The 26193-nt window shown below is 72.1% G+C and carries 24 protein-coding genes; 20 read left to right on the forward strand and 4 right to left on the reverse strand.

Annotated elements, in window-relative coordinates; translation table 11 throughout:
- The first annotated feature begins 9 nt into the window (after positions 1-9).
- Both ABD191_RS17095 and ABD191_RS17100 read left to right on the forward strand, forming a co-directional pair.
- Positions 10-756, forward strand: a complete 747-nt coding sequence (locus ABD191_RS17095; RefSeq protein ID WP_344082743.1) for an SDR family NAD(P)-dependent oxidoreductase — start codon at positions 10-12, stop codon at positions 754-756.
- Entirely contained in the window at positions 753-3500 is a 2748-nt protein-coding gene (locus tag ABD191_RS17100) for a hypothetical protein (RefSeq protein WP_344082744.1), read from the forward strand. The genes ABD191_RS17095 and ABD191_RS17100 overlap by 4 nt, the downstream gene beginning before the upstream one ends.
- Before the next feature lie 7 nt (positions 3501-3507).
- Here ABD191_RS17100 and ABD191_RS17105 read toward each other — a convergent pair whose 3' ends face one another.
- On the reverse strand, positions 3508-4026 hold the full coding sequence (locus ABD191_RS17105; RefSeq protein ID WP_344082745.1) for a class I SAM-dependent methyltransferase: 519 nt from the start codon (positions 4024-4026) through the stop codon (positions 3508-3510).
- Positions 4027-4115: 89 nt separating this feature from the next.
- On the opposite strand from ABD191_RS17105, the gene ABD191_RS17110 reads away from it, so the two are divergent.
- From ABD191_RS17110 to ABD191_RS17130, 5 genes are all read left to right on the forward strand, one after another.
- Positions 4116-4946, forward strand: a complete 831-nt coding sequence (locus ABD191_RS17110; RefSeq protein ID WP_344082746.1) for a helix-turn-helix domain-containing protein — start codon at positions 4116-4118, stop codon at positions 4944-4946.
- Between the two features lie 8 nt (positions 4947-4954).
- Complete coding sequence (locus ABD191_RS17115; protein ID WP_344082747.1) at positions 4955-5164, forward strand: DUF397 domain-containing protein; 210 nt, start codon at positions 4955-4957, stop codon at positions 5162-5164.
- A 282-nt stretch (positions 5165-5446) separates the two neighbouring features.
- The gene (locus ABD191_RS17120; RefSeq protein WP_344082748.1) at positions 5447-5827 is read left to right on the forward strand and encodes a PadR family transcriptional regulator; all 381 of its coding nucleotides are present in this window, start codon (positions 5447-5449) and stop codon (positions 5825-5827) included.
- On the forward strand, positions 5824-6708 hold the full coding sequence (locus tag ABD191_RS17125; protein ID WP_344082749.1) for a permease prefix domain 1-containing protein: 885 nt from the start codon (positions 5824-5826) through the stop codon (positions 6706-6708). The genes ABD191_RS17120 and ABD191_RS17125 overlap by 4 nt, the downstream gene beginning before the upstream one ends.
- Positions 6709-6755: 47 nt before the next feature.
- Positions 6756-7703 carry a hypothetical protein gene (locus ABD191_RS17130; RefSeq protein ID WP_344082751.1) on the forward strand — a complete coding sequence of 316 codons (948 nt, stop codon included), beginning with the start codon at positions 6756-6758 and terminating at the stop codon, positions 7701-7703.
- On the opposite strand, the gene ABD191_RS17135 is transcribed toward ABD191_RS17130, so the two are convergent.
- Positions 7650-9062 carry a condensation domain-containing protein gene (locus tag ABD191_RS17135; RefSeq protein WP_344082753.1) on the reverse strand — a complete coding sequence of 471 codons (1413 nt, stop codon included), beginning with the start codon at positions 9060-9062 and terminating at the stop codon, positions 7650-7652. The genes ABD191_RS17130 and ABD191_RS17135 overlap by 54 nt on opposite strands.
- A 162-nt stretch (positions 9063-9224) precedes the next feature.
- Positions 9225-9875, reverse strand: coding sequence for an MBL fold metallo-hydrolase (locus ABD191_RS17140; RefSeq protein ID WP_344082755.1), 651 nt, complete (start codon positions 9873-9875; stop codon positions 9225-9227).
- 319 nt (positions 9876-10194) lie between these two features.
- Between ABD191_RS17140 and rsgA the strand changes: the two genes are divergently transcribed.
- The 13 genes from rsgA (at position 10195) to ABD191_RS17205 (ending at position 25232) form a co-directional block, all read left to right on the forward strand.
- Complete coding sequence (rsgA, locus tag ABD191_RS17145; RefSeq protein WP_344082757.1) at positions 10195-11265, forward strand: ribosome small subunit-dependent GTPase A; 1071 nt, start codon at positions 10195-10197, stop codon at positions 11263-11265.
- Between the two features lie 24 nt (positions 11266-11289).
- The gene (locus ABD191_RS17150) at positions 11290-12216 is read left to right on the forward strand and encodes a carbohydrate-binding protein (protein WP_344082759.1); all 927 of its coding nucleotides are present in this window, start codon (positions 11290-11292) and stop codon (positions 12214-12216) included.
- Between the two features lie 129 nt (positions 12217-12345).
- Complete coding sequence (gene uvrA / locus ABD191_RS17155; protein ID WP_344082761.1) at positions 12346-15327, forward strand: excinuclease ABC subunit UvrA; 2982 nt, start codon at positions 12346-12348, stop codon at positions 15325-15327.
- 143 nt (positions 15328-15470) lie between these two features.
- On the forward strand, positions 15471-15947 hold the full coding sequence (locus ABD191_RS17160; RefSeq protein WP_344082763.1) for a Rieske (2Fe-2S) protein: 477 nt from the start codon (positions 15471-15473) through the stop codon (positions 15945-15947).
- A 103-nt stretch (positions 15948-16050) separates the two neighbouring features.
- Positions 16051-18135 carry an excinuclease ABC subunit UvrC gene (gene uvrC, locus ABD191_RS17165; RefSeq protein WP_344082765.1) on the forward strand — a complete coding sequence of 695 codons (2085 nt, stop codon included), beginning with the start codon at positions 16051-16053 and terminating at the stop codon, positions 18133-18135.
- Positions 18136-18210: 75 nt separating this feature from the next.
- Entirely contained in the window at positions 18211-19116 is a 906-nt protein-coding gene (gene rapZ / locus ABD191_RS17170) for an RNase adapter RapZ (protein WP_344082767.1), read from the forward strand.
- Positions 19113-20129: a gluconeogenesis factor YvcK family protein gene (locus ABD191_RS17175; RefSeq protein WP_344082769.1), complete on the forward strand. Its 1017-nt coding sequence runs from the start codon at positions 19113-19115 to the stop codon at positions 20127-20129. The genes rapZ and ABD191_RS17175 overlap by 4 nt, the downstream gene beginning before the upstream one ends.
- 7 nt (positions 20130-20136) lie before the next feature.
- A complete protein-coding gene (gene whiA, locus ABD191_RS17180; protein WP_344082772.1) occupies positions 20137-21117 on the forward strand; it encodes a DNA-binding protein WhiA in 981 nt (326 codons plus the stop codon).
- A 193-nt stretch (positions 21118-21310) separates the two neighbouring features.
- Positions 21311-22315 (forward strand): type I glyceraldehyde-3-phosphate dehydrogenase, encoded by a 1005-nt coding sequence (gene gap, locus ABD191_RS17185; protein ID WP_344082774.1) that lies wholly within the window; start codon positions 21311-21313, stop codon positions 22313-22315.
- On the forward strand, positions 22312-23508 hold the full coding sequence (locus ABD191_RS17190; RefSeq protein ID WP_344082776.1) for a phosphoglycerate kinase: 1197 nt from the start codon (positions 22312-22314) through the stop codon (positions 23506-23508). The genes gap and ABD191_RS17190 overlap by 4 nt, the downstream gene beginning before the upstream one ends.
- Entirely contained in the window at positions 23508-24299 is a 792-nt protein-coding gene (tpiA, locus tag ABD191_RS17195; RefSeq protein WP_344082778.1) for a triose-phosphate isomerase, read from the forward strand. Before ABD191_RS17190 ends, tpiA begins: the two co-directional genes overlap by 1 nt.
- A gap of 127 nt (positions 24300-24426) precedes the next feature.
- Positions 24427-24681 (forward strand): preprotein translocase subunit SecG, encoded by a 255-nt coding sequence (gene secG / locus ABD191_RS17200; RefSeq protein ID WP_344082780.1) that lies wholly within the window; start codon positions 24427-24429, stop codon positions 24679-24681.
- A 197-nt stretch (positions 24682-24878) separates the two neighbouring features.
- Complete coding sequence (locus ABD191_RS17205; protein WP_344082782.1) at positions 24879-25232, forward strand: RNA polymerase-binding protein RbpA; 354 nt, start codon at positions 24879-24881, stop codon at positions 25230-25232.
- A gap of 175 nt (positions 25233-25407) precedes the next feature.
- Here ABD191_RS17205 and pgl read toward each other — a convergent pair whose 3' ends face one another.
- The gene (pgl, locus tag ABD191_RS17210) at positions 25408-26190 is read right to left on the reverse strand and encodes a 6-phosphogluconolactonase (protein ID WP_344082784.1); all 783 of its coding nucleotides are present in this window, start codon (positions 26188-26190) and stop codon (positions 25408-25410) included.
- Between the last annotated feature and the right edge of the window lie 3 nt (positions 26191-26193).

The following is a 26193-nucleotide window of genomic DNA, read 5'->3' on the forward strand; positions in this document are numbered from 1 at the left end:
GGAGGGCGCGTGCCGGGGGACCCGACGGTGATCGTCACGGGTGGCCGGGGCTCGATAGGCCGCGAGACCATCGCCCGCCTCGCCGCGCGCGGCTGCCCGGTCGTCGCGCTCGACCGCGAACCGCTCGCCCCGCAGACGGCCGCACTCGTGGCCCGCGAGCTGACGGTCGACCTGCTCGACGACGACGCCGTGGCGGCCGCGCTCGCCTCGGCGGCCGACCTGCCCCCGCCCAGGCACGTGATCGGCATCGCCGGCGGTGGCGACGCGGAGGAGCTGTCGCAGGCCGACCCGGCCACGGAGCCGCTTGAGGTCTTCGCCCGGGTGGTGGAGAACAACCTGCACATCGCCTTCACGACGATCCGGCACGCGGTGCCGCTGCTGCGGCAGGCGACCGGCCACCGCTCCATCACGCTGGTCGGTTCCATCAACGCCTACGGCGGCTATGGCGCGCCGGGCTACTCGGCCGCGAAGGCCGGGCTCAGCGGACTGGTGAACGCGCTGGCCACGCCGCTGGGCGCGGAGGGCATCGGGATCAGCTGCGTCGCGCTCGGCACGGTCGACACCGACAACCTGCGCCACCTCGACGAGGTGCGCGGCCGCGTCTACAACCCGGACGCGATCGCGGCCCGGGCGCCGCTACGGCGCATCCTCACCCCCGGTGAGGTCGCCGACGCCCTCGTCGCGTTCGCGCTCGACACGCCGGGGCTCACCGGCACGACGATCACACTCGACAATGGGCAGACGCGGATCCGATGAGGTCGCCGCGTCGGTCGTGGGTGCGGCTGCGGACCGCGCTCACCGACCTGGGTGAGGACCTCAACCGCTTTACCAGCGTCCTGCTGGTGGGACTCGCCGCCGGGGTCCTGCTCGCGATCGTCTGGTGGGGTGCCGCCTCCGCGCAGGCGAGCGCGCAGACCAAGGGCTTCCTGCCCCTCCTGCAGGACCAGGCGGTCAGCGCGATCACGCTGGCGATCATCGGTCTGGCCGCCTGGCTCGGCTTCCGGCTGCGCTTCCGCGACGCGAAGTCGCGCTACCTGCGTCCGTACCGGCGGGCCGTGGGAGCGGCGCCCGATCCGCTGCTGCGGGAGATCCTGGACCACCTGACGGCCGTGCGGCCCCGCCGGTCGCTGCTCGTCATCGCCGAGTCCGACCGGTTCCCCGAGCTGACCGGCGACCTGCCCCGGCTGCTCGCCCGGCGCGGCCTCGTGCCGGTCGTCGTCGACATGTCCGACGTGGACAGTCCCGTGCGCGTGCCGGCGCGCAGCCGCGAGGCGTTCGTCGCCCGGCTGGCCAGCGCCACCGGCGACGAGGCGCGGGCCCAGCGCGTCTTCACCCGGGAGGCGGACCGGGGCAAGATCGTGGTCCTGGTGGCCGGCCTCGACCTGGTCGCGGAGGCCAAGCCGCGCGCGGCCCGTCGGGCGATCATCGAGGAGCTGCTGCGCAGCTGCGTGGAGGAGCGGCTGCCCTTCGTGGCGGCCGTCTCCGACGAGCTGGCCCCGCGCATCAGCGAGGTCGCGTCCGTGCGGGTGAGCCGCACGTACGAGCTGCCGGCGCTGCGCGAGGACTTCCGCGCCCGACTCGTGGACCGTGGCGTGCCGTACGACCCGGCGGTTGAGGCGGCCGTGCGGTACGCGTTCGCGCTGCGCGACCCGTCCACCGACCCGTGGTACCTGGAACGCGCGGCCGACGCGGTGCTGATGCGCATGCGGGCCGGAGCGGAGCCCGACCGGGCGGTACGCGACCTGTTCGCCGAGCCACGCTCGTTCGTGCGGCACCTGGGCTGGCTGCGCGAGACCGCGCTGGGCCCCGACCCGGACGCGGACTCGGCGGTCGCGCGGTCGCTGTCGGCGCTCGGGCGCCTGGCCCATCATCGCCAGGAGGTGACCATCCGCTGGCGCGACGCCGCGGCCCAGCTGCCGCCCGGTGACGAGCTGGCGTTCGCGGCCGCGGTGTCCACTCTGACCCGGCGCGGCGTGATCATCCTGGCGGGGGACATGTCCGACCCGGAACTGCGCTTCGCCCACCTGGACTACCTGGCGTTGGCGGGCGCGCTGGGCCTGGGGCTCGACCCGCACGCGTGGGCCGACCTGCTCACCGTGGGCGTGCCGACCACGACGGCGCGCGCGCTCACGGCCGCGCTGCTGCTGCACCCGGACGGGGTGGCGGAGGCGTCGTTCCTGGCGGTGCTGAGTCGTCTCAAGCGCGGCGAGACACGCGACATGTCGCTCGACATGATCACCGCGGTGGTCCTGGCGCTGCGGCAGTCGGGCGTGCGCCCCGCGTTCGGCGAGCCGGAGATCGCCGCGCTGGACCGGGCCTGGCGGGCCGCGACCGACCAGTCGCGGCTGCTGTTCGTCGCCGAGACCGACCACCAGGCCGAGCTGGTGCGCTACCTGTGGCGGCAGGTCGTGCCGCCGCGCTTCCACGTCAACTCGTACCGGCTGCGACGCGCCATCTGCGCCCGGCTCGCCCGCATGGGCGCGGTGGCGTGGCGCCAGCTCGCCGACCCGTGGCGCGAGTTGGTGGCGGGCGGGGACGGCGCCGACCTCAGCGCCCTCGCCCGGCTCACCAGGACGGACTGGGTGCGGGTGGCCCTGCCGCTCGCGTCGGCGTCCTGGATCCTGCCGTCGCTGGCGGACCGGCTCAGCGGCGACGAGCAGCGGGAATGCGTGGCGCTCATCGGACGGGTCCGCACCCTGTTCACGGCCGGCGACCACGTGGACCCCGGGCTGGAGATCTCCCTGGCCGAGGGGGTGAAGTTCGCCGCGGTCGCGCGGGGGTTCGCCGCGCGCGGCATCGAGCCGGCCTGGCTGGACGAGGCCAAGCAGCTGCTGGCCGTGGTCCGGTCGTGGACGAGCGAGCAGGTGCTCTGCCAGGCGATGGCGCTCGCCACGGCCGACGGGTTCACCTTCGCCGCGCGGCACGCCGCGAAGGGCGCGCACCCCTTCGTGCGGGAGGCCGTGGCGCTGGCCCAGCGGGCGCGGCGCGCCGCGATCGACGCGTCGCCGGGCGCCGGGACCAGCCGCGAATGGATCATCACCCGGGACATCTGGTTCGACGACGTGGCCGCGCTGGAGGATGGCGGGTTCCACCTGTCGCCGGAGGCGCACCGGCTGCTGGCGCTGTCGACACTGCTCATCGATCTCGCCGAGGGCTCCCACGACGCGGCCGCCCGCGAGCACGCCGCCGCCGGCGCGCCGGCCGGGGTGAGCGCGGCCGTGGCGCGGGGCGTGGCCGCCCGGGAGCGGGCGTTCACCTCGACCGACCTGCCGCGATGCCTCGTGTCGTCCACGCACGCCGCGACGATGCTCGACGTCGACTGCGACTGCGCGTTCGACCTGTGCGGGCGCAGGATGGCCGGCCCGCTCGGCCTCCGGCACATCTCCAAGGCGTTCGCGCGGCGGGCCGAGGTGACGGCCGGGCGCCGACCGGCGCAGCGGGGGCGCAGGCCGTTCGCCCGCCGCGCGCTCGCCCACCTCTGGCAGCGCTGGGACAACTAGCGCGCGCTCAGGACGCCACAGCACCTCGCGCCAGATACGTGCCGATCTTGGGGTTGACCTGCCACCGCACCACCCCGGCCAGCTCTTTCAGCACCATGTCGTGGTTCCACTCCTGCAGGTGCGCCTCGTGCACGTTGCCGTTCTCCGGGCCCTGCGGGTACTCGACGATGGGGATCGACAAGGCCACGAAACGGGCGTTCGCGCGCGCGGCAGCCCACACCAGGCGGGCGTCGTCGAGGGTCAGGTGCTCCAGCACGTCGCCCAGAATCACCACGTCGTACGCCGTGGGCCAGGCGAAGGCGCGGATGTCCTCCCGGTAGATCACGTCATACTTCTCGTGTAGGGAGAACCGCTGCACGTACGGCTCGAAGATCTCCACGCAGCTCCACGACGCGCCCGGAGTCACGGCTCGCAGCAGGTTGGAGTAGGTGCCCATGCCGGCGCCCACGTCGAGCAGCGTCGCGGGTCGGAGTCGGGCGATCTCGTGCGAGATCCAGGCCTTGCCCTCAACCCTGCTCCTCGGCATGCCCCGCCCCCGGCGCTCGTTGTATCCCTTGTGGACGAAGGTTAGTCGCGTGATGTTTCCCGCGCCGACCCACCGGGTATGGACGGCGCGTGACCAGCCTCATCGGACAAGACCCCGCCGTGGTGCGCCAGCGCCTGTGCCGTCACCTCGTCCGCCTGCGCGGCGACCGTTCCCAGCAGGGCGTCGCTGACGCGCTCGCCTGGTCGCGGTCGAAGGTGATCCGCATCGAGAGCGGCTCGATCGGCATCTCCACGGCCGACCTGCGCGCGCTGCTCGAGCTTTACCAGGTGCGCAACCCGGCGACCGTCGAGCTGCTCGTGCACATGGCGCGGGAGAGCCGCCGCCAGGTCGGCAGCCCGTACGCCGACGTGCTGTCCCCGGAGCTGGCGTTCTACCTGCGGTACGAGGCTTCCGCGCTGCGCCTGCGGCAGTACCACCCGAACCTCGTGCCGGGCCTGCTGCAGACCGAGGAGTACGCCGAGGCGGTCATCACCGCGTTCGCCGGCGCGGACGCGTCGCGCGACATCATCAAGCGGCAGGTGGCGGCCCGCATGGCGCGCCAGGCCGTGCTGCGTGGCCGGGTGCGGGCCCACTTCGTCCTCGACGAGGCCGCCCTGCGCCGCGACCTGGGCGATCACCTGATGCGCCGGCAGCTGGCGCACCTGGCCGAGGTCGCCCGGCGGCCGAACGTGACCGTTCAGCTGCTGCCCTTCGCGGCGGGGCTGCTGGGCGGCGCCCAATGGCCGTTCGTCCTGCTCGACTTCCCGGGCGCCGAGGGCGACACGGAGACGCTGCTGTACCTGGAGGGCCGGTCCACGAGCGTCATCCGCGACGACCCGGCCGAGCTCGCCCGGCACCAGCTCGCGTTCGACGAGCTGAGCGCCGCCGCGTCCCCCATCGGGGCGGCCGGAGTTCTATAGTCGGCTGCGTGCGCGACGAGTCGGGCGGCGAGATCGGTTGGCGTAAGAGTTCCCGTAGCGGTGGTGGCGGCAACGAGTGCGTCGAGGTGGCTCTCGCGACCGACCGGGTGCTGGTCCGCGACTCGAAGGACCCGGACGGCCACCTGAGCCTGGACCGGCCGTCGTGGGCCGCGTTCCTCGCCGCCGTCAAGGCCGGCGACTTCGACTATCCCGCCTGAGCTGCGCCGTTAGGCGCGTGGTCGCTCTCTGAGGTGGCGGGACCGGTGGACAGCGTGCCGTCCCCGGCTCCCTGACGGACGCCGCGCCGACGGATCGGCCCCGCCCGGGCCGCTGTGATGCCTCACGCCCGCGGGTGGGCATAGGGCCCTCGGGTTCGGGTTGCACTTTTTGTTCCACAGCGCGTCCACACGGGTTCCACAAAAGTGCAGTCGCGTCGCGCGGACATATTCCGCCCCAGGCCGTCTGGCGGCTCAAGTACTGTATCTGTTACAGTACTTTTCGTGCTTGAGGAATTGAGGGGGAGGGCGTCGCCGGCCGGTGAGGCCTTCGCCGCTGACCTGTTGCGCGGGCATACCGAGACGATCGTGCTGGGGGTGCTGAGTCGCGGGGACAGCTACGGCTTCGAGATCTTCAAGACCATCCGGGACGCGACCGGCGGGGCGTACGAGATCAAGGAAGCGACGCTGTACGCCAGCTACCGGCGCCTGCTCAAGGACGGCCTCGTCGAGGCGTACTGGGGCGACGAGACCCAGGGCGGCCGGCGCAAGTACTACCGCATCACCGACGCGGGCCGGGCCGTCTACCGCGGCAACGTGCGGACCTGGATCGTCACGCGCGGCATCATCGATTCCTTGCTTGACCTGGGAGGGCAACCGTCATGACCACCGGAGCGGGGCTGGAGATCCACCGTCTGCTCGATGCGGCCTTCGCCGGCATCGACATGACGCCCGAGACGCAGGACCTCAAGGAGGAGATGCGGGCCAACCTCGTGGCCCGGGTCGCCGAGTTCACCGACAGCGGTGTCGGGCCGGCCGAGGCCGCCCGGCGCGCCATCGACGAGCTGGGCGACGTCCGGTCGGTCGTCGACGAGACGGCCACGGCCTTCGCGACCGTACCCGCCTGGGTGCGTCACCGGGTGCGGCCCCGGCCCGCGTACGTCGTCCGTACGGTGGTCGTTTCGCTCATGGCCGCCGGTGCGCTCGCCGTCGCCGCGCTGCCGTTCTTCGGCGTCGACATGGCGCTGGCCCTGCCGCTGGCGGCCGTCGCCGTGCTCGCCGTCGCGTGTGGCGCCATCGTGGCCGACGCGCTGCGCCAGGAGACCACGACGAGCTATCCCCTCCCGGCCCGGCGCGCGGGCGGGTTCGGCGTGGCGACCGCGCTGACGCTCGCCGGCGTCGGCACGGGCCTGCTGTGCCTGCGCGGCCTGCCGCTGGGCTGGCTCGTCGGCGCGGTGGCCGCCGTGGTCGTCGCCATCGTCGTGTTCGCCCAGCTCGGGGCCACCCACACCAACCGGCACAAGCCGTGGGTGGTGCGGATGCACGCCGAGCACGAGCGCGCGGGCGACCGGTTCAGCGAGGACCCCGCGGCGGCGGCCCGCTTCGGTCTCTACACGGCGACGATCTGGCTCGCGGCGTTCGCCGCCTTCGCCGTGCTCAGCTTCACGGTCGGCTGGGCGTGGTCGTGGCTGGCCCTCGTCGGCGCCGTGGTGGTCATGATGGTCACCCTTGCCCGCATGCTCTTCGGCACCCGCCAGACCGCCTGACTCCGGTAATCTGCTGGCCCCCGGACAGTCAAGGAGGTGCCAGCGCGGTGACGCGACCGTTCGCGCTGCCACCATGCGAACCCGGCGGGCCCGACCCGGACACCGTGGCGGCCTCCATCGCCGCGTGGGTGACCTCGCCGGACATGGCGGAGCTGGTCGGGCACTTCGGCGGCGAGGTACCCGACGCGCCCCTCGGCGCGGTGCTCGATCACCTGGCGGACTTCTCGCGGGTCTGGGACTTCCGGGGCGGTACGAGGGAACGGTTCGACAACCACCGCGTCGACTACGACCCGGACCTGGATGCCCGGCTGCGCGCGCTCATCCACGTGCTGGGCCTGGGCGGGGCGGACGGCCCCGCGCACGACCGGTACGACCACGTGATCGTGCTGGGCGGCGGCATCCGGGTGGCCCTCGGCCGGGCCGAGTACGCGGCCCGCCTGCTCGCGGCCGGCCTACGCGCCCGGACGGTCACCGGCCTGGGCAGCCTGCGCCACCGCGACGACCGCGAACACCGCGAGGGCATCCGGCTCGGGCTCGAACCGTTCGAGACCGAGGCCGACATGATGGCCGTCGGCCTGCGCCGCTACCTGGGCCTCACCGAGCCGACGACCGTCCGCGACGGAGCCGGCTGGTGGCACCGGGCCTGGGCCGACGGCGGGACGGAGGCGCACGTGCTCGCGGCCCCGTCCACCCGCCCGCCGCAGCGCGCCAACACGGCCGACACGCTCATCGGGTGGGCCGAACACGTGCACACCCCGACCCCGGCCGACCGCGTCCTGCTGATCACCAACGCGCCGTACGTGCGCCACCAGCACTGCGACGCCGTACGCCTGCTCGGCGACCGCTACGGCTGCGGCATCGAGACGCTCGGCTACGACGACGCCGTCACGCGGACGTGGGGTCGGCGGCTGCACACCACCGAACTGCTCCAGGAGGTGCGCTCATCGCTGCTCGCGACCCGCAACCTGCACACCGCCGTCGCCGCGCTCCGTTGACGCGCCGTCCTCCTCCAGCGCCGCCCCGACGACCAGCGCCTCGACCCGGTGGACAACCGCCTCCAGCTGAGTGAGCGGGAGGAACGCGACGTCCGTCTCGAACGTCATCATCACCCCGTCCGGGGCGTCATTGATCGTGAGCATGAGGCTCTTGTTGAAGGAATCGAACGGTTCCAGGCGCAGCCTGCTCGCCGGCAGCGCGGCCCGCACGTCCGCCGCAGACGGGGGCGGACTGTCCACGTCCACCGACGTCTGGGTACGGCGGTCGTTGACGAAGGACGCGAGCTCGATCTCCGACCCGCGTTCCCGCGCGACGCGGGCGACGAGCCGATCGCGGTCGACCTGGTTGTAGTACGCGTGCTTGTACACCGAGATCGTCCGCTGCCGGGTGCGGGCCACCGCCTCGTCGAAGGTCGCCCCGGCGAGGTCGAGCACGAACAGGCCGGCCTGGTTGACCGGGCTCACCGTCCGGGCGAGGCGACTGCGGAACCGGTTGTTGACGAGAACCTGCAGGACCACCGGGTGGTGCGCGGCCACCTCGGCCAGCGCCATTGCGTACGCGGTCAGCAGGATCGACGTCGTCTCCGCGCCCAGCCGCCGGGCGAGGCGCCGCAGCGCGAGACCGATCGCGGGCGACTCGTACACGTAGCGCCAGTAGCGTTCCTCGTCGGGCGGTACCGCGTGGACCGGCCCGGCCGAGCGTCGCGCCGGGATGGCGCGCAGGTGCTGCTCCCAGTACCGCAGCGCCGCGGCGCTCTGCCGTTGCGCGGCCGGCGACGCCTGCCACGCCGCCAGCTCCAGCGGGGTCATGTCCGAGATCGGCTCCTTGGCCGCGCCGGTCGCCGGGTCCCGGTCGAGCAGGTCGGTGAACATCACCATCGCCGCGATGGAGTCGAAGAGGGCATGGCCGAGAGTCGTCACCAGGTGCGTGAGCCGCCCGTCCTGGCGTACCAGCGTCATCCGTACGGGCCATTCATTGGCGTGATCGAAGTGCTTTTCCTGGTCGCTGGCCGAGACGGCCGCTGCGACCTCGGCCGGATCCGTTCCGGTCGGCGCGTCGACGAGGCGCAACGTCGCCTCACCTGTGCGGTGGACCACCTGGCGCGGCCAGCCGTGCTCGTCGAACCGGTACCGGGTGCGCATGGCCTCGAAACGACTCATGAAAAAGCGCAGCTCGTCGACGAACTCGTCGATGGTGGCGCCCTCGTCCAGCGCCCGGGTGGCGGTCATGTTCAGTGTCTTGCCGCTCGTTGTCATCCAGTCCCAGATGTGCTGCTGTCCCCAGGTCAGGTCAGCTTCGCCAGAACCGTTGCCCTCGAACGGGACCAGGATCGGATCCGCCATCGTCGCCTCCGCCACGTCGCAATGATCGGCATCCTCGACGGAGGAACAACGGCCAGTCAACGTGGCGGAGCGACCTCTTGGATCCGGCGCCGCCGTTGGCATTCGCGGCCCTGTACAAGGGCTTGGCGTCACGACATCACTCGATGTCAGACTGCGGAAGGCTCAGTGGACGGTGGGCTACCAGCCTCGTGCGCGCCACTGCGGGATGGCGGGGCGCTCGTTTCCGAGGGTGCTGTCGTCGCCGTGCCCCGGATAGAACCACGTATCGTCGGGCAGCCGCCCGAAGACCTTTGTCTCAAGGTCGTTCATGAGGGTGGTGAAGTCGGTCGGGTTCGTTGTCCGCCCGGGACCGCCGGGAAACAGCGAGTCGCCCGTGAACAGGTGCGGCGGCCCGGACGGGTCGCGGTAGAGCAGGGCGATCGAGCCCGGGGTATGCCCGACCAGGTGGATCACCTCAAGGGCGACATTGCCGACCGGTACCTCGTCGCCGTCGCGCAGGCTGCCCGACACGGCGGGCAGTTCCCCGGCGTCGGCCTCGTGGGCGAGGCTGCGCGCGCCCGTCGCCTCGACGACGTCCTCCAGCGCGAACCAGTGGTCATGGTGTCGATGGGTCGTCACGACCGTGGCGAGCCCGGCGTCACCGGTTACCGCGAGGAGCCGGTCGGGATCGTTGGCCGCGTCGATGAGCAGCTGCTCGCCCGTCTCGCGGCACCGCAGCAGGTACGCGTTGTTGTCCATGGGGCCGACGGAGACCTTGGTGATGGACAGCTCCGCCAGGTCGCGGACCGCTGCGGGTCCGCGGGGGTCCACATGCCCGGTGTACGTCACACAACGACCCTAGCGGGCCGTGTGGCCCCCGCCACCGCCAGCCGCCCCGAGCCCCGCCCTGACCTCCCCAAATACGCCCGGTACGAGCGATATTCGGTTTCCTGCCGGGCCGCGGGGGCTTACGGTCGTCGGCAACGGGGAATCGTCCCGATCGGTGATGACCGACCAGAACGGTGAGAGGAGGTGGGCCCCATGCCGGTAGCGACCGGTCACGTTGCCAGCGCCCCCTCCAGCGCGCCGGTGCATTGTTGCCGCTGTCCTGTGGCGACGAACTGAGCACCCAGTTACCGCGCACTCCTCTATGACAAGGACTGTCCGAATGACGTTCGATCTGGCGTCCCTCGGCTGGGACGCCGCATACGCCGCCGTCTTCGCCCCCTGTGCCCGGCCCGACACCCGACCAGCCCGCGTGACGCGCGTTGACCGGGGCGCCTGCACCGTGATCAGCCGCAACGGTGTCGAGCGCGCCACATTCGCCGGGACCCTGCTGTCCGCCGCCAGGCGTGACCCGTTGAGCCTGCCGTGCGCCGGTGACTGGGTCGTCCTGCGCGCCTGGCCCGACCGCCGGACGACCGTCGAGGGGGTCCTGCCCCGGCGCACGGCGCTCGTCCGGTCGGCGGCCGGCACCACGTCCCACCAGCAGGTGCTCGCCGCGAACGTGGACGCCGTCGCCATCGTGGAACCGGTCGACCCGGAGCCGGACCTGGCCCGCATCGAGCGGCTGCTCACTCTGGCCTGGGACTCGGGCGCGCAACCCCTGGTCGTGCTCACCAAGTCCGATCTCGCCCGCGACCCGGCCGCGATCGCCGCGCAGATCGGCCTGATCGCGCCGAAGACGCCCGTTCACGCCGTGAGCACGGTCGACGGGCGCGGGCTGCACCGCTTACGCCCGTTCGTCGGCAGCGGGCGCACCCTGGGCCTCGTGGGCCGGTCGGGTGCGGGCAAATCCTCGCTGGTCAACGCGCTCGCCGGCACCGCCGTCATGGGTACCCAGGAGATCCGTCGGGTGGACGGGCGCGGCCGGCACACGACCACCTACCGCGCCCTCATCCCGATCCCGGGCGGCGGGGCGGTGCTCGACACCCCCGGGTTACGCGGCGTCGGCCTCGGGGCGGCCGACGCGGGCATCGACACGGCCTTTGGCGACGTGGCGCAGCTGGCCGCGCGGTGCCAGTTCACGGACTGCCGCCACCAGGGCGAGCCGGGGTGCGCGGTCGCGGACGCGCTGGCCGTCGGGGAGCTCACGAACCGGCGCTGGGAGAACTGGCAGCGCCTGCACCGCGAGATAGCTGTCGAGACTCGCCGCAACGATGCCCGCCGGATGGCCGATGACCGGGCAAGGTGGAAGCGGAAAGCGCAGGTCCAGCGGCCGCGGGGGGTCCGCCCCTGACCTGCGCGGAAACGGGGGCGAGCGATGGCGGCGCCAGGGGTCGGCCCGGCCGACGCGCAGACGCAGGCGTTGCCCATCGTGACCTCCGCGCCGGCGCCGGGGCTCGGCTGGCGCGACGTGCGCCTGTCGCGCCAGCACACCGTGTCGGACGACGAGGCGCTACCGGTGAGCCGTACCCGCCTGATGTTGGTGTTCGGGGTCCTGGCGGTGACGGCGCTGACCACGGTGGTCGCCCTCACGGGCGGCGCGGAGCGCCCCATGGAGTCGGTGGTCGGCTTCGACGGCGCGGCCGGCGGGTCCGTGTTCGGGGACGATCCGAGCTTTGGCAGTACGCCGCAGCGCGCGCCGGTCGCGCCGCCCCCGCCGCGTCCGTCACACGGCGACAGCGGGGCGGGCCGGGCGGCGACCGGGGGCGTAGGAGCGACCCGGCAGCCGCGGGAGCCGGCCGGGGCCCGGCTGACGCCGACCGGAGTGGGGCACGCGCGGCGTCCGGGGTCGGGCCCGCACCGCGCGCCGCCACCGCGGCCGGCCGCGCCGGGCTGGCTGATCCTGGAGGCGGAGTCGCCCGACAACGACGTGGCCGGAGGTGCGCAGCGGATGCGCCGGGCGGGTGTCTTCAACGGCGGTGCGGTGTCCGGGTTGGGCCGGGCGGCGCGCGGGCAGCCGGAGGGCTGGCTGCGGTTCACGGACGTCCGGGCGCCGAGGCCGGGGCGGTACGCGGTGCTGGTGTACTACCTGACGCCGGACGGCCTGGCCGGCCGCGCGGTGGGAGCGACCGTACGGGTGGACGGCCGGGCGCCGGTGCACCTCGGGAGGTTCCCGCCGACGCGTGAGGTACGGTCGAAGATCGTATGGGTGACGCTCCGTCAGGGAGTCAACACCCTACGGTTCGGCAACGCGTGGGGACCCGCGCCGGTGATCGACCGGGTCGTGGTGCGTCCGAACGGGTGATCCAGGCCGCTCAGACGGCTGCGGAACGGGAATGTCACAGGGCCGGACTACAGTTGCCCGCGGCGGCGTTGGGCCCGCGGTTCGGGCTCCCGCCGGAGAATTCTCGTAACGACCAGTGAGGGTCTCGACGTGACCGACCGTCTGATTGTCCGTGGCGCGCGGGAGCACAACCTCCGTGACGTGAACCTCGACCTGCCCCGGGACGCGATGATCGTATTCACCGGGCTGTCCGGGTCGGGCAAGTCGAGCCTCGCGTTCGACACGATCTTCGCGGAGGGGCAGCGCCGGTACGTCGAGTCGCTGTCGTCGTACGCGCGGCAGTTCCTCGGTCAAATGGACAAACCGGACGTCGACTTCATCGAGGGTCTCTCCCCGGCCGTCTCGATCGACCAGAAGGCCACCTCGCGCAACCCGCGCTCCACGGTCGGCACGATCACCGAGGTCTACGACTACCTCCGCCTGCTCTTCGCCCGGGCCGGCGAGCCGCACTGCCCGGTCTGCGGCGCGGCGATCAGCAAGCAGACCCCGCAGCAGATCGTCGACCGGGTGCTCGCCATGCCGGAGGGCACCCGCTTCCAGGTGCTGGCGCCGGTCGTGCGCGGCCGCAAGGGGGAGTACCTCGACCTGTTCGGCGAGCTGCAGACCAAGGGCTTCGCCCGGGCCCGGGTCGACGGCGTGGTGCACCCGCTCACCGAGCCGCCCAAGCTCAAGAAGCAGGAGAAGCACACCATCGAGGTGGTCGTCGACCGGCTCGCGGTGAAGGAGTCCGCCAAGCAGCGCCTCACCGACTCCGTGGAGACGGCACTCGGCCTGGCCGCCGGCATCGTCATCCTCGACTTCGTCGACCTCCCCGAGGACGACGAGCACCGGGAGCGCAAGTTCAGCGAGCACCTGGCCTGCCCCAACGAGCACCCGCTCGCCATCGAGGACCTGGAGCCCCGCTCGTTCTCCTTCAACGCCCCCTACGGCGCGTGCCCGGAGTGCACCGGTCTGGGCACGAAGAAGGAGGTCGACCCCGAGCTGATCATTCCCGACCCGGAGCGGACGCTGCGCGAGGGCGCCATCCAACCCTGGTCGGGCGGGCACACGCTCGACTACTTCCTGCGGCTGCTGGAGGCGCTCGGCCAGGCCGAGGGCTTCGACCTGGACACCCCGTGGCGCAAGATCCCCGAGCGGGCACAGAAGGAGATCCTCTACGGCAGCGACGACCAGGTGCACGTGCGCTACCGCAACAAGTACGGGCGCGAGCGGTCCTACTACACGGGCTTCGAGGGCGTCGTGCAGTGGATCGAGCGCCGGCACTCGGACACCGAGTCGGACTGGTCGCGCGACAAGTACGAGGGCTACATGCGCGATGTGCCGTGCCCGGCGTGCGCCGGTGCCCGGCTCAAGCCCGAGGTGCTGGCCGTGACCCTGGGCGGCAAGAGCATCGCGGACGTGTGCGCGCTGTCCGTGGGGGAGTGCGCCGACTTCGTCGGGGCGCTGGAACTCAACGACCGCCAGCGGATGATCGCCGAGCGGGTGCTCAAGGAGATCAACGCGCGGCTGCGCTTCCTGGTCGACGTGGGCCTGGACTACCTGTCGCTCGACCGGGCCGCCGGCACGCTGTCCGGCGGCGAGGCGCAGCGCATCCGCCTGGCCACCCAGATCGGCTCCGGCCTCGTCGGCGTGCTGTACGTGCTGGACGAGCCGAGCATCGGCCTGCACCAGCGCGACAACCACCGCCTCATCGAGACGCTCGTGCGGCTCAAGAGCCTGGGCAACACGCTCATCGTCGTCGAGCACGACGAGGACACCATCCGCACGGCCGACTGGATCGTCGACATCGGGCCGGGCGCGGGCGAGCACGGCGGCCGCATCGTGCACAGCGGCCCGGTCAAGGAGATCTACGACAGCAAGGAGTCCATCACCGGGGCCTACCTGTCGGGTCGTAGGGAGATCCCGGTGCCGGGGGCGCGGCGCATCCAGACGCCGGGCCGCGAGCTGGCGGTGCTCGGCGCGCGCGAGCACAACCTGCGCAACCTGACGGTCACCTTCCCGCTGGGCCAGTTCATCGCGGTCACGGGCGTGTCCGGGTCGGGCAAGTCCACCCTGGTCAACGACATCCTGTACGCGGTGCTGGCCAACCAGATCAACGGCGCCCGGATGGTCCCCGGCCGGCACACCCGCGTGACCGGCCTGGAGCACCTCGACAAGGTCGTCGGCGTCGACCAGTCGCCGATCGGCCGCACGCCGCGGTCGAACCCGGCCACGTACACCGGGGTCTTCGACCACATCCGCAAGCTGTTCGCGGAGACGACCGAGGCGAAGGTCCGGGGCTACGGTCCCGGGCGGTTCTCCTTCAACGTCAAGGGCGGCCGGTGCGAGAACTGCGCGGGCGACGGCACGATCAAGATCGAGATGAACTTCCTCCCGGACGTGTACGTGCCGTGCGAGGTGTGCAAGGGCGCCCGGTACAACCGGGAGACCCTGGAGGTCCACTACAAGGGCCGCACCATCTCCGAGGTGCTGGACATGCCGATCGAGGAGGCCTCGACGTTCTTCGAGGCCATCCCGGCGATCCACCGTCACCTGAAGACCCTCGTCGATGTGGGCCTGGGGTATGTGCGGCTCGGCCAGCCGGCCCCCACCCTGTCCGGCGGTGAGGCCCAGCGCGTCAAGCTCGCCAGCGAGCTGCAGAAGCGCTCCACGGGCCGCACGGTGTACGTGCTGGACGAGCCGACCACGGGCCTGCACTTCGAGGACATCCGCAAGCTGCTGATCGTTCTGGACAGCCTGGTCGACAAGGGCAACACGGTCATCGTCATCGAGCACAACCTCGATGTGATCAAGACCGCAGACTGGATCATCGACATGGGCCCGGAGGGCGGCCACAAGGGCGGCACGGTCGTGGCGGTCGGCACGCCGGAGGAGATCGCCGAGATCCCGGAAAGTTACACCGGCCAATGGCTGCGGCACGTGCTCAAGCTCGACGGGGAGCCGAGCGGCGCCACGAAGGCCACCAGCCGCGCCGCCAAGGCCAACGGTGCCGCCGCCAGGAAGGCGGCCCGCACGACCGCCAAGGCTCCGGCGAAGGCCGCTGGGAAGTCGCGAAAGGTGACCGCACCGTAATCCACCTGCGTGAATGAGATCCCTTCATTGAGCTGGTCTTGTTTCGGGCGCGATAAGGTTCGCAAACATTCGACCGGACGGTGAACCGGACGCGGGCGGTGCCCGTTCCTCCCGTTCGTAGCCATAAAGACGAGGGAGGATCGATGAACGACCAGGATCAGCTGAGCCCGACCGGTGCCAGCAGGCGCGCGGTGCTCGCCGGCGGCGGGGCGGCCTGCCTCGCGCTGTTACTCGGCGCCTGCGGCAGCGATACGGAGACCCCACCGGCCAACACGGGGACCGGCGGCGGGCCGGCTGACGCGCCCTCCTCGGCGGCGCCCGGCGGCGGTTCGACGGGCACGGTGCTGGCCAAGGAGGCCGACATCCCGTCCGGCGGCGGTGTGGTGGTGGGCACCGTGCTCGTGGTGAAGCTGGCCGACGGCACCGTCAAGGCGTACGACGCGCACTGCCCGCACATGGGCACGCTGGTGAAGCCGCCGACGGACGGCAAGTCGGAGTGCCCGAACCACAACTCCCTGTTCGCGATCGAGGACGGGGCGCGGCTGAGCGGCCCGGCCACGAGCGGCCTCAAGGACATCCCGGTCAAGGTCGAGAACGGCAACGTCGTCGCCCAGACCTGAGGGCTCACGGGCCCGCCGGTTCGTGACGGGACCGGCGGGCCGGCCGACAGCGCGGACCGCTGGTCGGCAGGGGGTGTCAGCCCGTCAAGCTAGCCTTGCAGGCGTGCCAGTCGCGCGCGGCTCCTCCGCCTCCTACCGCCCCGCGCCGGGGACCATTCCCGAGTCACCGGGGGTCTACCGGTTCCGCGCCGCGCCCGGCCCGGGCGAGACGGCCGGCCGCGTCATCTACGTGGGCAAGGCGCGCAGCCTGCGCCAACGGCTGAACTCCTACTTCGCCGACCCGTGGACGCTGCATCCACGCACCCAGCAGATGGTCAACACGGCCGCGTCGGTCGACTGGGTCACGGTCGGCACCGAGGTCGAGGCCCTCCAGCTGGAGTACGCCTGGATCAAGGAGTACGACCCCCGGTTCAACGTCCGCTACCGCGACGACAAGTCGTACCCCTACCTGGCCGTCACCCTGGACGAGGAGTATCCCCGCCTGCTCGTGATGCGCGGCGCCAAGCGCAAGGGGGTGCGCTACTTCGGGCCCTACTCGCACGCGTGGGCCATCCGCGAGACCCTCGACCTGCTGCTGCGGGTCTTCCCCGCGCGCACCTGCTCGGCCGGGGTGTTCAAGCGGCACAGCCAGATCGGGCGGCCGTGCCTGCTCGGTGACATCGGCAAGTGCTCGGCCCCGTGCGTGGGCCGGGTCAGCGCCGAGGAGCACCGTTCGATCGTGGAGGACTTCTGCGACTTCATGGCCGGGCGCACCGACCGCATGGAGCGCCACCTGGAGCGCGCGATGCTCGCCGCGTCGCAGGAGCTGGAGTTCGAGCGGGCCGCCCGGCTGCGCGACGACCTGGCCGCCCTGCGCCGGGCCATGGAGAAGCAGTCCGTGGTCTTCGGCGACGGTACGGACGCCGACGTGATGGCGTTCGCCGACGACGAGCTGCAGGCCGCGGTCCAGGTCTTCCACGTGCGTACCGGTCGGGTGCGCGGCCAGCGCGGCTGGGTGGTGGAAAAGACCGAGGAGCTGACCGCGGGCGACCTGGTGCACCAGTTCTGCTCGCAGATCTACGGCGCGGACGACGACGTCGACATCCCGCGCGAGGTGCTCGTCCCGGAGCTGCCCCCGGACGCCGACGCGCTGGCCGAGTGGCTGTCGACCAAGCGCGGCAGCCGGGTGCACCTGCGGGTGCCGCAGCGCGGCGACAAGAAGGCGCTGATGGAGACGGTGGCGCGCAACGCGGCCGAGGCGCTGGTGCAGCACAAGCTGCGCCGGGCCGGCGACCTCACGGCGCGCAGCCAGGCGCTGGAAGAACTGGCCGAGGCGCTGGAACTGCCGGCCGCGCCGCTGCGCATCGAGTGCTACGACGTGTCGCAGATCCAGGGCACGGACGTGGTGGCCAGCATGGTCGTCTTCGAGGACGGTCTCGCCCGTAAGAGTGAATACCGCCGCTTCGCGGTGCGGGGCGCGACGGACGACACGGCCGCGATGGGGGAGGTGCTGCGCCGCCGGTTCGCGCGCTACCTGCAGGCCGCCGAGGACGCGGAGCTGGAAGGTCGCAGGTCCGCCGCCGAAGAAAATCACTTCTCCGGCGGCCTTGCGACGGACCCCGACCGCCCGCGCATCGACCCGAAGACCGGCCGCCCGGCCAAGTTCGCCTACCCGCCGCAGCTCGTGGTCGTCGACGGCGGGCAGCCGCAGGTGCAGGCGGCCGCCCGGGCGCTCGACGAGCTCGGCATCGTGGACGTGGCGCTGTGCGGGCTGGCCAAGCGCATGGAGGAGGTGTGGCTGCCGGACAACGACTTCCCGGTCATCCTGCCGCGCGCCTCCGAGGCGCTCTACCTGCTGCAGCGCGTACGCGACGAGGCGCACCGGTTCGCCATCACGTTCCACCGCGAGCGCCGGTCCAAGCGGATGACGGCCTCGGCCCTGGACGGGGTGCCCGGGCTGGGCGAGATCCGGCGCAAGGCGCTGCTGCGTCACTTCGGCTCGCTGAAGCGCCTGGCGGCCGCTACGGTCGAGGAGATCACGGAGGTGCCGGGGGTCGGCCCGCGGACGGCGCAGGCGATCCTCGCCCTCCTGGCGGGTGACGAAGCGCCGGTCCGTGGCACGGCCGGTGAGGTTACGGTCGGGGATCCGTCGGGGGCGCTTCCGGACAAAACTGACACCGCCCGCGACCCGGAAGCGTCCGACACGTAGATTTGGCCATCGCGGTGCGGGCACGTCCGGCCGCGGTGGTCGGTCGTAGGCAGGCGGCATCGGGCAGGGGGTTGCGTGACGGAGGGATCGGCTGGCGCCGAAACCGCTAAGGACCCGGGCGGCGGGACGGAGCTGGTGATCATCACCGGCGTGTCCGGCGGCGGGCGCAGCACGGTCGCGCGGGCCATGGAGAACGTCGGCTACTACGTGGTGGACAACCTGCCGCCCGCGCTGATGCTGGACATGGCCATGCTGGCGCAGCGGGCCGGCGGCGCGACCCGCAAGACCGCCATGGTCCTCGACGTGCGCTCCCGCGCGTTCTCCACCGACATCACAGGCGCGATCCACGCCCTGCGCGAGCGCGGGTTCGAGCCGCACGTGCTGTTCGTCGACGCCGACGACGAGGTGCTCATCCGGCGCTTCGAGAACGTGCGCCGCTCGCACCCGCTACAGGGCGATGGCCGGCTGTCCGACGGCATCGCGGCCGAACGCGCGCTGCTCGCCGACGCCCGCGAGTCCGCCGACGTGATCATCGACACAACCCACCTGAACGTGAACCAGCTGCGCGCCCGCACCGAGGAGCTGTTCGCCAGCGAGGACGAACGCCAGCTGCGGGTCACCGTGCTGTCCTTCGGCTTCAAGTACGGCCTGCCGCCCGACGCGGACTTCGTGGTCGACGCGCGGTTCCTGCCCAACCCGTACTGGGTGCCGGAGCTGCGCGAGCACACCGGCCGGGAGACCGAGGTCAGCCGGTACGTGCTGGGCCAGCGTGGGGCGGGCACGTTCGTGGAGACATTCGTCCGACTTATCAACGCGACCGCGCCGGGCTTCGAGCGGGAGGGCAAGCGCTACGTCACCGTGGCGGTCGGCTGCACGGGCGGCAAGCACCGCAGCGTGGCGATCGCCGAGGAGCTGGCGCGCCGGCTGCGCGAGACCCGCCTGTCCGCCCACGCCCAGCACCGTGACCTGGGGCGCGAATGACAAACGTCGTCGCCTTCGGTGGCGGGCACGGGCTCGCCACGATCCTGCGTGGCCTGCGGCTGCTGCGCGACCCGCTCGGCCTGGACATCACCGCGGTGGTCACCGTGGGCGACAACGGCGGCTCCAGCGGCCGGCTGCGGGCCGAACGGGGCGGCCTGCCCCCCGGCGACCTGCGCCAGGCCCTCGCGGCGCTGATCGACCCCGACGACCAGGTCGGCGTGGCCGCGGCCGGCGTGCTCCAGTACCGCTTCGGCGGCGCCGCGCCGCTGGCCGGGCACGCCATGGGCAACCTGCTGCTGTGTGCGCTCATGGAGCAGTCCGGCGACCCGGTGGCCGCGCTTGAGCTGGCGGGCACGCTCATGCGCGCCGGCGGGCGGGTGCTGCCGATGTCGCGTACCCCGGTCGACATCGAGGCGACCGTGCGCGGCGCGGACCCCGGCCGGCCGGGCGACGTGCTGGCGGTGCGGGGCCAGCACGCGGTCGCCGTGACGCCCGGCGAGGTGCTCAGCGTGCGTCTGGCGCCGCCCCGGCCGCAGGCGTGCGCCGAGGCGGTCGAGGCCGTGCGGGCCGCCGACTGGCTGCTGTTCGGCCCCGGGTCCTGGTACACGAGCGTGATTCCGCATCTGCTCGTCCCCCAGCTGGCCGAGGCGATCATGGCGAGCCCGGCGCAGCGGTTGGTGACCCTCAATCTCAGGGCCGAGGACGAGACGTCCGGGCTGTCGCTGCCGGATCATCTTCGGGCGCTCGGCCGTTACCTGCCTGGCCTGCGAGCAGATGTAGTTCTTGCCGACGTTAACGCGATCGGCGATCCCGCCGGGCTGCGCGTCGCGGCAGAATCGCTGGGTGCCCGGGTCGTCTCGGCCGCGGTGGCCGTCGCCGACGGCAGCCCCCGGCACAACCCGGACGCGCTGGCGCAGGCGCTGCGTTCGGTGCTGGCGACCCAACCGGCACCGGAACAGGCCGCGACCGTGCAGGACCAGGAACCCATAGGCCAGAAAGCCCCCGCGAGGTGACGACACTATGGCGATGACCGCTTCGGTCAAGGATGAACTGAGCCGGGTGGACGTGTCCAAGCCCTGCTGCCGGCGCTCCGAGATGGCGGCGCTGCTGCGCTTCGCGGGCGGGCTGCACATTGTCTCGGGCCGCGTCGTGGTGGAGGCGGAGCTCGACACCGGCGTCGCCGCCCGCCGCCTGCGGCGCGAGATCGCCGAGGTGTACGGGTACCCGAGTGAGTTTCACGTGCTCGCCTCGGGCGGCCTGCGCCGGGCCAGCCACTACATCGTGCGGGTGGTCAAGGACGGCGAGGCCCTGGCCCGCCAGACCGGGCTGCTCGACGTGCGCGGCCGGCCCGTGCGCGGCCTGCCGCCGCACGTGGTCTCGGCGAGCACCTGCTGCGCCGTGGCCGCGTGGCGCGGCGCCTTCCTGGCGCACGGGTCGTTGACCGAGCCGGGCCGTTCTTGCGCCCTGGAGATCACCTGCCCGGGTCCGGAGTCCGCGCTGGCGCTCGTGGGCGCCGCCCGCCGCATCGGCATCGCGGCGAAGGCCCGCGAGGTGCGCGGCGTCGACCGGGTCGTGGTCAAGGACGGCGACGCGATCGCCGCGCTGCTCACCCGCATCGGCGCGCACGCCAGCGTGCTCTCGTGGGAGGAGCGACGGGTACGCCGGGAGGTGCGCGCCACGGCCAACCGCCTGGCCAACTTCGACGACGCGAACCTGCGCCGCTCCGCCCGCGCCGCGGTGGCGGCCAGCGCGCGCGTCACCCGCGCGCTGGACATCCTGGGCGACGACGCGCCGTGGCACCTCACCAGCGCCGGCCGGCTGCGCCTGGAGCACCGGCAGGCCTCGCTGGAGGAGTTGGGCGCCCTCGCCGACCCGCCGCTGACGAAGGACGCGATCGCCGGCCGCATCCGCCGCCTGCTGGCCCTGGCCGACAAGCGCGCCCGCGACCTGGGCATTCCCGATACGGAGTCGGTCGTCACCGCGGAAATGCTGGCCAGCTGAGGCGCGCGTCACCCTTGAGGTTTCGACCCCGTTTCCGTGCGCTGACTCCTGCTCGGATAGTGTTTGTTGTGTGCGGCGACGAGGCCGTGGTTCGGTCTCACGCCCGGCCACTCATCGACTGCGGCGGGTGCCCGACTAGATCTAACGAGCCGGCCGGAGAGGTCGGCGCACAGTGGCGAGGAGCTGAATCCCTGTGACCATCCGGGTTGGTATCAACGGCTTTGGCCGGATCGGCCGGAACTTCTTCCGCGCCGCCCTAGTGCAGGGCGCGGACATCGAGATCGTTGGCGTCAACGACCTCACGGACAACACCACGCTCGCCCACCTGCTGAAGTACGACAGCATCCTGGGCCGCCTGGGCCAGGAGGTCAAGGCCACGGCGGACGAGATCACCGTGGGCGGCCACACCTTCAAGGCGCTGGCCGAGCGCGACCCCGGCAAGCTGCCCTGGGGCGACCTGGGCGCCGACGTGGTGATCGAGTCGACCGGTTTCTTCACGGACGCCACCAAGGCCAAGGCCCACCTCGACGGTGGCGCCAAGAAGGTCATCATCTCGGCCCCGGCCAAGAACGAGGACGTCACGGTCGTCATGGGCGTCAACCAGGACCAGTACGACCCGGCCACGCACAACATCATCTCGAACGCGAGCTGCACCACCAACTGCCTCGCGCCGATGGCCAAGGCCCTCAACGACGAGTTCGGCATCGTCAAGGGCCTGATGACCACGATCCACGCGTACACGCAGGACCAGAACCTGCAGGACGGCCCGCACAAGGACCTGCGTCGCGCCCGGGCCGCCGCGCTGAACATCGTGCCGACCTCGACCGGCGCCGCCAAGGCGATCGGCCTGGTCCTGCCGGAGCTCAAGGGCAAGCTCGACGGCTACGCGCTGCGCGTGCCGGTGCCGACCGGCTCGGCGACCGACCTCACCTTCACCGCCGGCCGCGAGACCACGGTCGAGGAGGTCAACGCGGTGGTCAAGGCCGCCGCCGAGGGCCCGCTCAAGGGCATCCTGGTCTACACCGAGGACGACATCGTCTCGACCGACATCGTGACCGACCCGGCCTCGTGCATCTTCGACGCCGGCCTCACCAAGGTCATCGGCGACCAGGTCAAGGTCGTGGGCTGGTACGACAACGAGTGGGGCTACTCGAACCGCCTCGTGGACCTCGTCAAGCTGGTGGGTTCGTCGCTGTGACGATCCGTACGCTCGACGACCTGTTGAGCGAGGGTGTTGCGGGTCGGCGCGTCCTGGTGCGCGCCGACCTCAACGTCCCGTTCGACAAGGCCAACCCGTCGGTGATCTCTGACGACGGCCGGATCCGCGCCGTCCTGCCGACCATCATCGCGCTGCGCGACGCGGGCGCCCGGGTGGTCGTCATGTCCCACCTCGGCCGCCCCAAGGGCGCGCCGGACCCGAAGTACACCCTGGCGCCGGTCGCGGTGCGGTTCAGCGAGCTGCTCGGCTCGCCGGTGGTCTTCGCCGACGACACCGTGGGCGCCTCCGCCCAGGACGCGGTGTCGCGGTTGACCGACGGCGGCGTGGTGCTGCTGGAGAATCTGCGCTTCAACCCGGGCGAGACCAGCAAGGACGAGGCCGAGCGGGGCGCGTTCGCGGCTCAGCTGGCCGCCTTCGGCGACGCGTACGTGGACGACGCGTTCGGCGCCGTGCACCGCAAGCACGCCAGCGTCTACGACGTGCCGGCCCTGCTGCCGCACTACGCGGGCGGCCTGGTGCTCCGCGAGGTCGAGGTGCTCTCGACGCTGACCGGCAACCCCGAGCGGCCCTACGTGGTCGTGCTCGGCGGCTCGAAGGTCTCCGACAAGCTCGCCGTCATCCAGGCGCTGCTGCCCAAGGTCGACACGCTGCTCATCGGCGGGGGCATGTGCTTCACCTTCCTCAAGGCCCTGGGCTACGAGGTCGGCAAGTCCCTGCTCGAGGACGACCAGGTCGACACGTGCCGTGACCTGCTCGCCAGCGGCAAGATCAAGGTGCCGACGGATGTCGTCGTGGCCGACAGGTTCGCCGCCGACGCGCAGGTCGACACGGTCACGGCCGACGCGATCCCGGCCGAGTGGCTGGGCCTCGACATCGGCCCCGACACGGTGGCCGCGTTCGCCGAGGTGCTCGGCACCGCGAAGACCGTGTTCTGGAACGGCCCGATGGGCGTGTTCGAGCTGGCGCCGTTCGCGGCCGGCACCCGGGGCGTCGCCGAGGCCATCACGAAGGTCGACGGCTTCACCGTGGTCGGCGGCGGCGACTCGGCCGCGGCCGTGCGCGCGCTCGGCCTCGACGAGTCCGCCTTCGGGCACATCTCCACCGGTGGCGGCGCCTCCCTGGAGTACCTGGAGGGCAAGACCCTCCCCGGCGTGGCCGCCCTGGAGAAGTGATGACTGAGTACACCCGCCGGCCTCTCATGGCCGGCAACTGGAAGATGAACCTGAACCACCGCGAGGCCAACAAGCTCGTCCAGGAGCTGAACTTCAGCCTCAACGAGAAGGTCTTCGCGGACGTCGAGGTGGTCGTCCTGCCGCCGTTCACGTCGATCCGGACCGTGCAGACGGCCGTCGATGGCGACAAGCTGCTCATCGGCTACGGCGCGCAGGACATCTCGCAGCACACCGCCGGCGCCTACACGGGCGAGATCTCCGGGGCGATGCTGGCCGCGCTGGGCTGCTCGTACGCGGTGGTGGGGCACTCGGAGCGCCGCGCCTACCACAACGAGGACGACGCCGTGGTGAACGCGAAGGTCAAGGCCGCGCTGGCCAGCGACATCGCGCCGATCCTGTGCGTGGGCGAGGGCCTGGAGATCCGCGAGGCCGGCACCCATGTGGCGTACACGCTCGCCCAGCTCGACGGGGCCCTGGCCGGGCTGACCGCCGAGCAGGTCAAGAAGGTCGTCGTGGCGTACGAGCCGGTCTGGGCGATCGGCACCGGCAAGACGGCCACGCCCGAAGACGCGCAGGAGGTCATCGGCGCGATCCGGGTCCGCCTGGCGGAGCTGTACGACGCCGAGGTGGCCGGGGCCACCCGGATCCTGTACGGCGGCTCGGTGAAGGCCGCCAACGCGGCCGGCATCATGGCCCAGCCCGACATCGACGGCGCCCTTGTCGGCGGCGCCAGCCTGGACGCCCAGGAGTTCGCGGGCATCTGCCGGTTCAACGAGGCCGGCGGCAGCTGATCGGCCGGGGAGGGCCCGGGCGGGCCCTCCCCGCATCAGGTGGCTCCCGCCCGCTATCCTTGACGGGCCGTCGTCGGCGTCCCATTCCGGCGGCGACACTCCATTACCCGAGAGGACTTCGACCACCATGGCGTTCGCGTACACCCTGGTCGTGCTGCTCATCATCACGAGTGTGCTGTTGACGCTGCTCATCCTGCTCCACCGCGGTAAGGGTGGCGGCCTCTCCAGCATGTTCGGCGGCGGCGTCTCCTCGAGCCTGTCCGGCTCCTCGGTCGCCGAGAAGAACCTCGACCGCTACACCATCGTGGTGGGCGTGATCTGGTTCGCCTGCATCGTCGGATTCGGCCTGTGGATCAAGCTTGCCGAAAGTGGCAGTATCTGAAATCCGCAGTTCGTCCTAGACTCAAGCGCGCGGCGTGTCACACGCCGCGCGCTGGTCTATTTCACCCCCAGTAGACCACGCGCGTCCCAGCGGTCTCCTGAGCCACATAGGCCCCAGGAGCACCGCCAGCACCATGCGCACCACCACGTAATGCGCACCACCAGGTTGTCATCCCCGGGACACCAGGAGCGAGAGTCGTGGCAAGTGGTAACGCCATTCGAGGGACCCGTGTGGGCTCTGGCCCCATGCGATGGGTCGACGCCGGTCAGGACCGCATGGAAGCGGTCGCCCGCACGTCCGTCTCCTACTGGTGCGCCAACGGCCACCAGACCGAACCGTCCTTCGCGGCCGATGTGCCCGCGCCGGCGATCTGGGAGTGCCCGCGCTGCGGCCTGCCAGCCGGCCAGGACGAGCAGAACCCCCCGGCGCGCCCCCGCGCCGAGCCGTACAAGACGCACCTGGCGTACGTGAAGGAGCGGCGCAGCGACGCGGACGCCGCGGCGATCCTGGAGGAGGCCATGCGTCGCCTCCACGAACGCCGCCCCCGCTAACGGCGCCCGCGTCCCGCTACCCCCGCCGCCCCGACCGGGGCGTCGGCCGCCGACCCCTGCCCAGGACTGCCGGCGGCGGCGCTCTTTGACGGGCCACCGGCAAGGGTTATGGATTCAATGTGTCGCTATGTCGGCCAAAGAATCCACAACTCGCGGCTGGGTGCCCGGGCGACCGCTATGGCGGTGTTAGTGGGTTAGTGGAAGGTGGGGGGGGGACGTCGCGGGCGGCCTCGCGGTCGAGGAGCCACAACGTGCGCTCCTGGCCGTGCACGCTCGCGGCCGGCAGCCGTACCGGGCCGCTGGCGGTTATCGCCGTGCCCACCGCGGACGCCTTGCCGGCCCCGGTGGCGAGCAGCCACACCTCCGTCGCCGTGTTGATGGCGACCTGGGTGAGCGTCAGCCGTACGGGTGGCGGCTTCGGCGCGCCCCGCACGGCCGTCACCGGCCGGGTGTCGTACACGGCCGGGTGCTCCGGGAAGACGGACGCGATATGGCCGTCCTCGCCGACGCCGAGCAGCACGATGTCGAAACGCGGCAGCCCCGGGGTGCCACCCCGCGAGGCCCGGGCCAGCTCGTCGGCGTAGCGGCCGGCGGCCGCCTCCGGGTCGTCGCCGTCCGGGCCGTCGCTGGCCGGCATCGGGTGCACCCGGGCCGGGTCCACCGGGAGCGCGTCGAGCAGCGCTTCGCGCGCCTGTGTCTCGTTGCGCTCCGGGTCGCCGGACGGCAGGAAGCGCTCGTCCCCCCACCAGAAGTCGACCTTGGACCAGTCGACGGCGTCGCGGGCCGGACTGTCGCGCATCGCCGCGTAGATCACCGCTGCGCTGCGCCCGCCCGTGAGGACGACCGAGGCCGTCTCCCGGTGGCTCTGCGCGTCGACGAGCCGCACGAGCAGCCGGGCCGCCGTGGCCTGCGCCAGGGACTGCGCGTCCGCGTGGACCACCACGCCTGTCTGGGACATGAG

This window comes from Luedemannella helvata (assembly GCF_039528415.1).
GTDB lineage: Bacteria > Actinomycetota > Actinomycetes > Mycobacteriales > Micromonosporaceae > Luedemannella > Luedemannella helvata.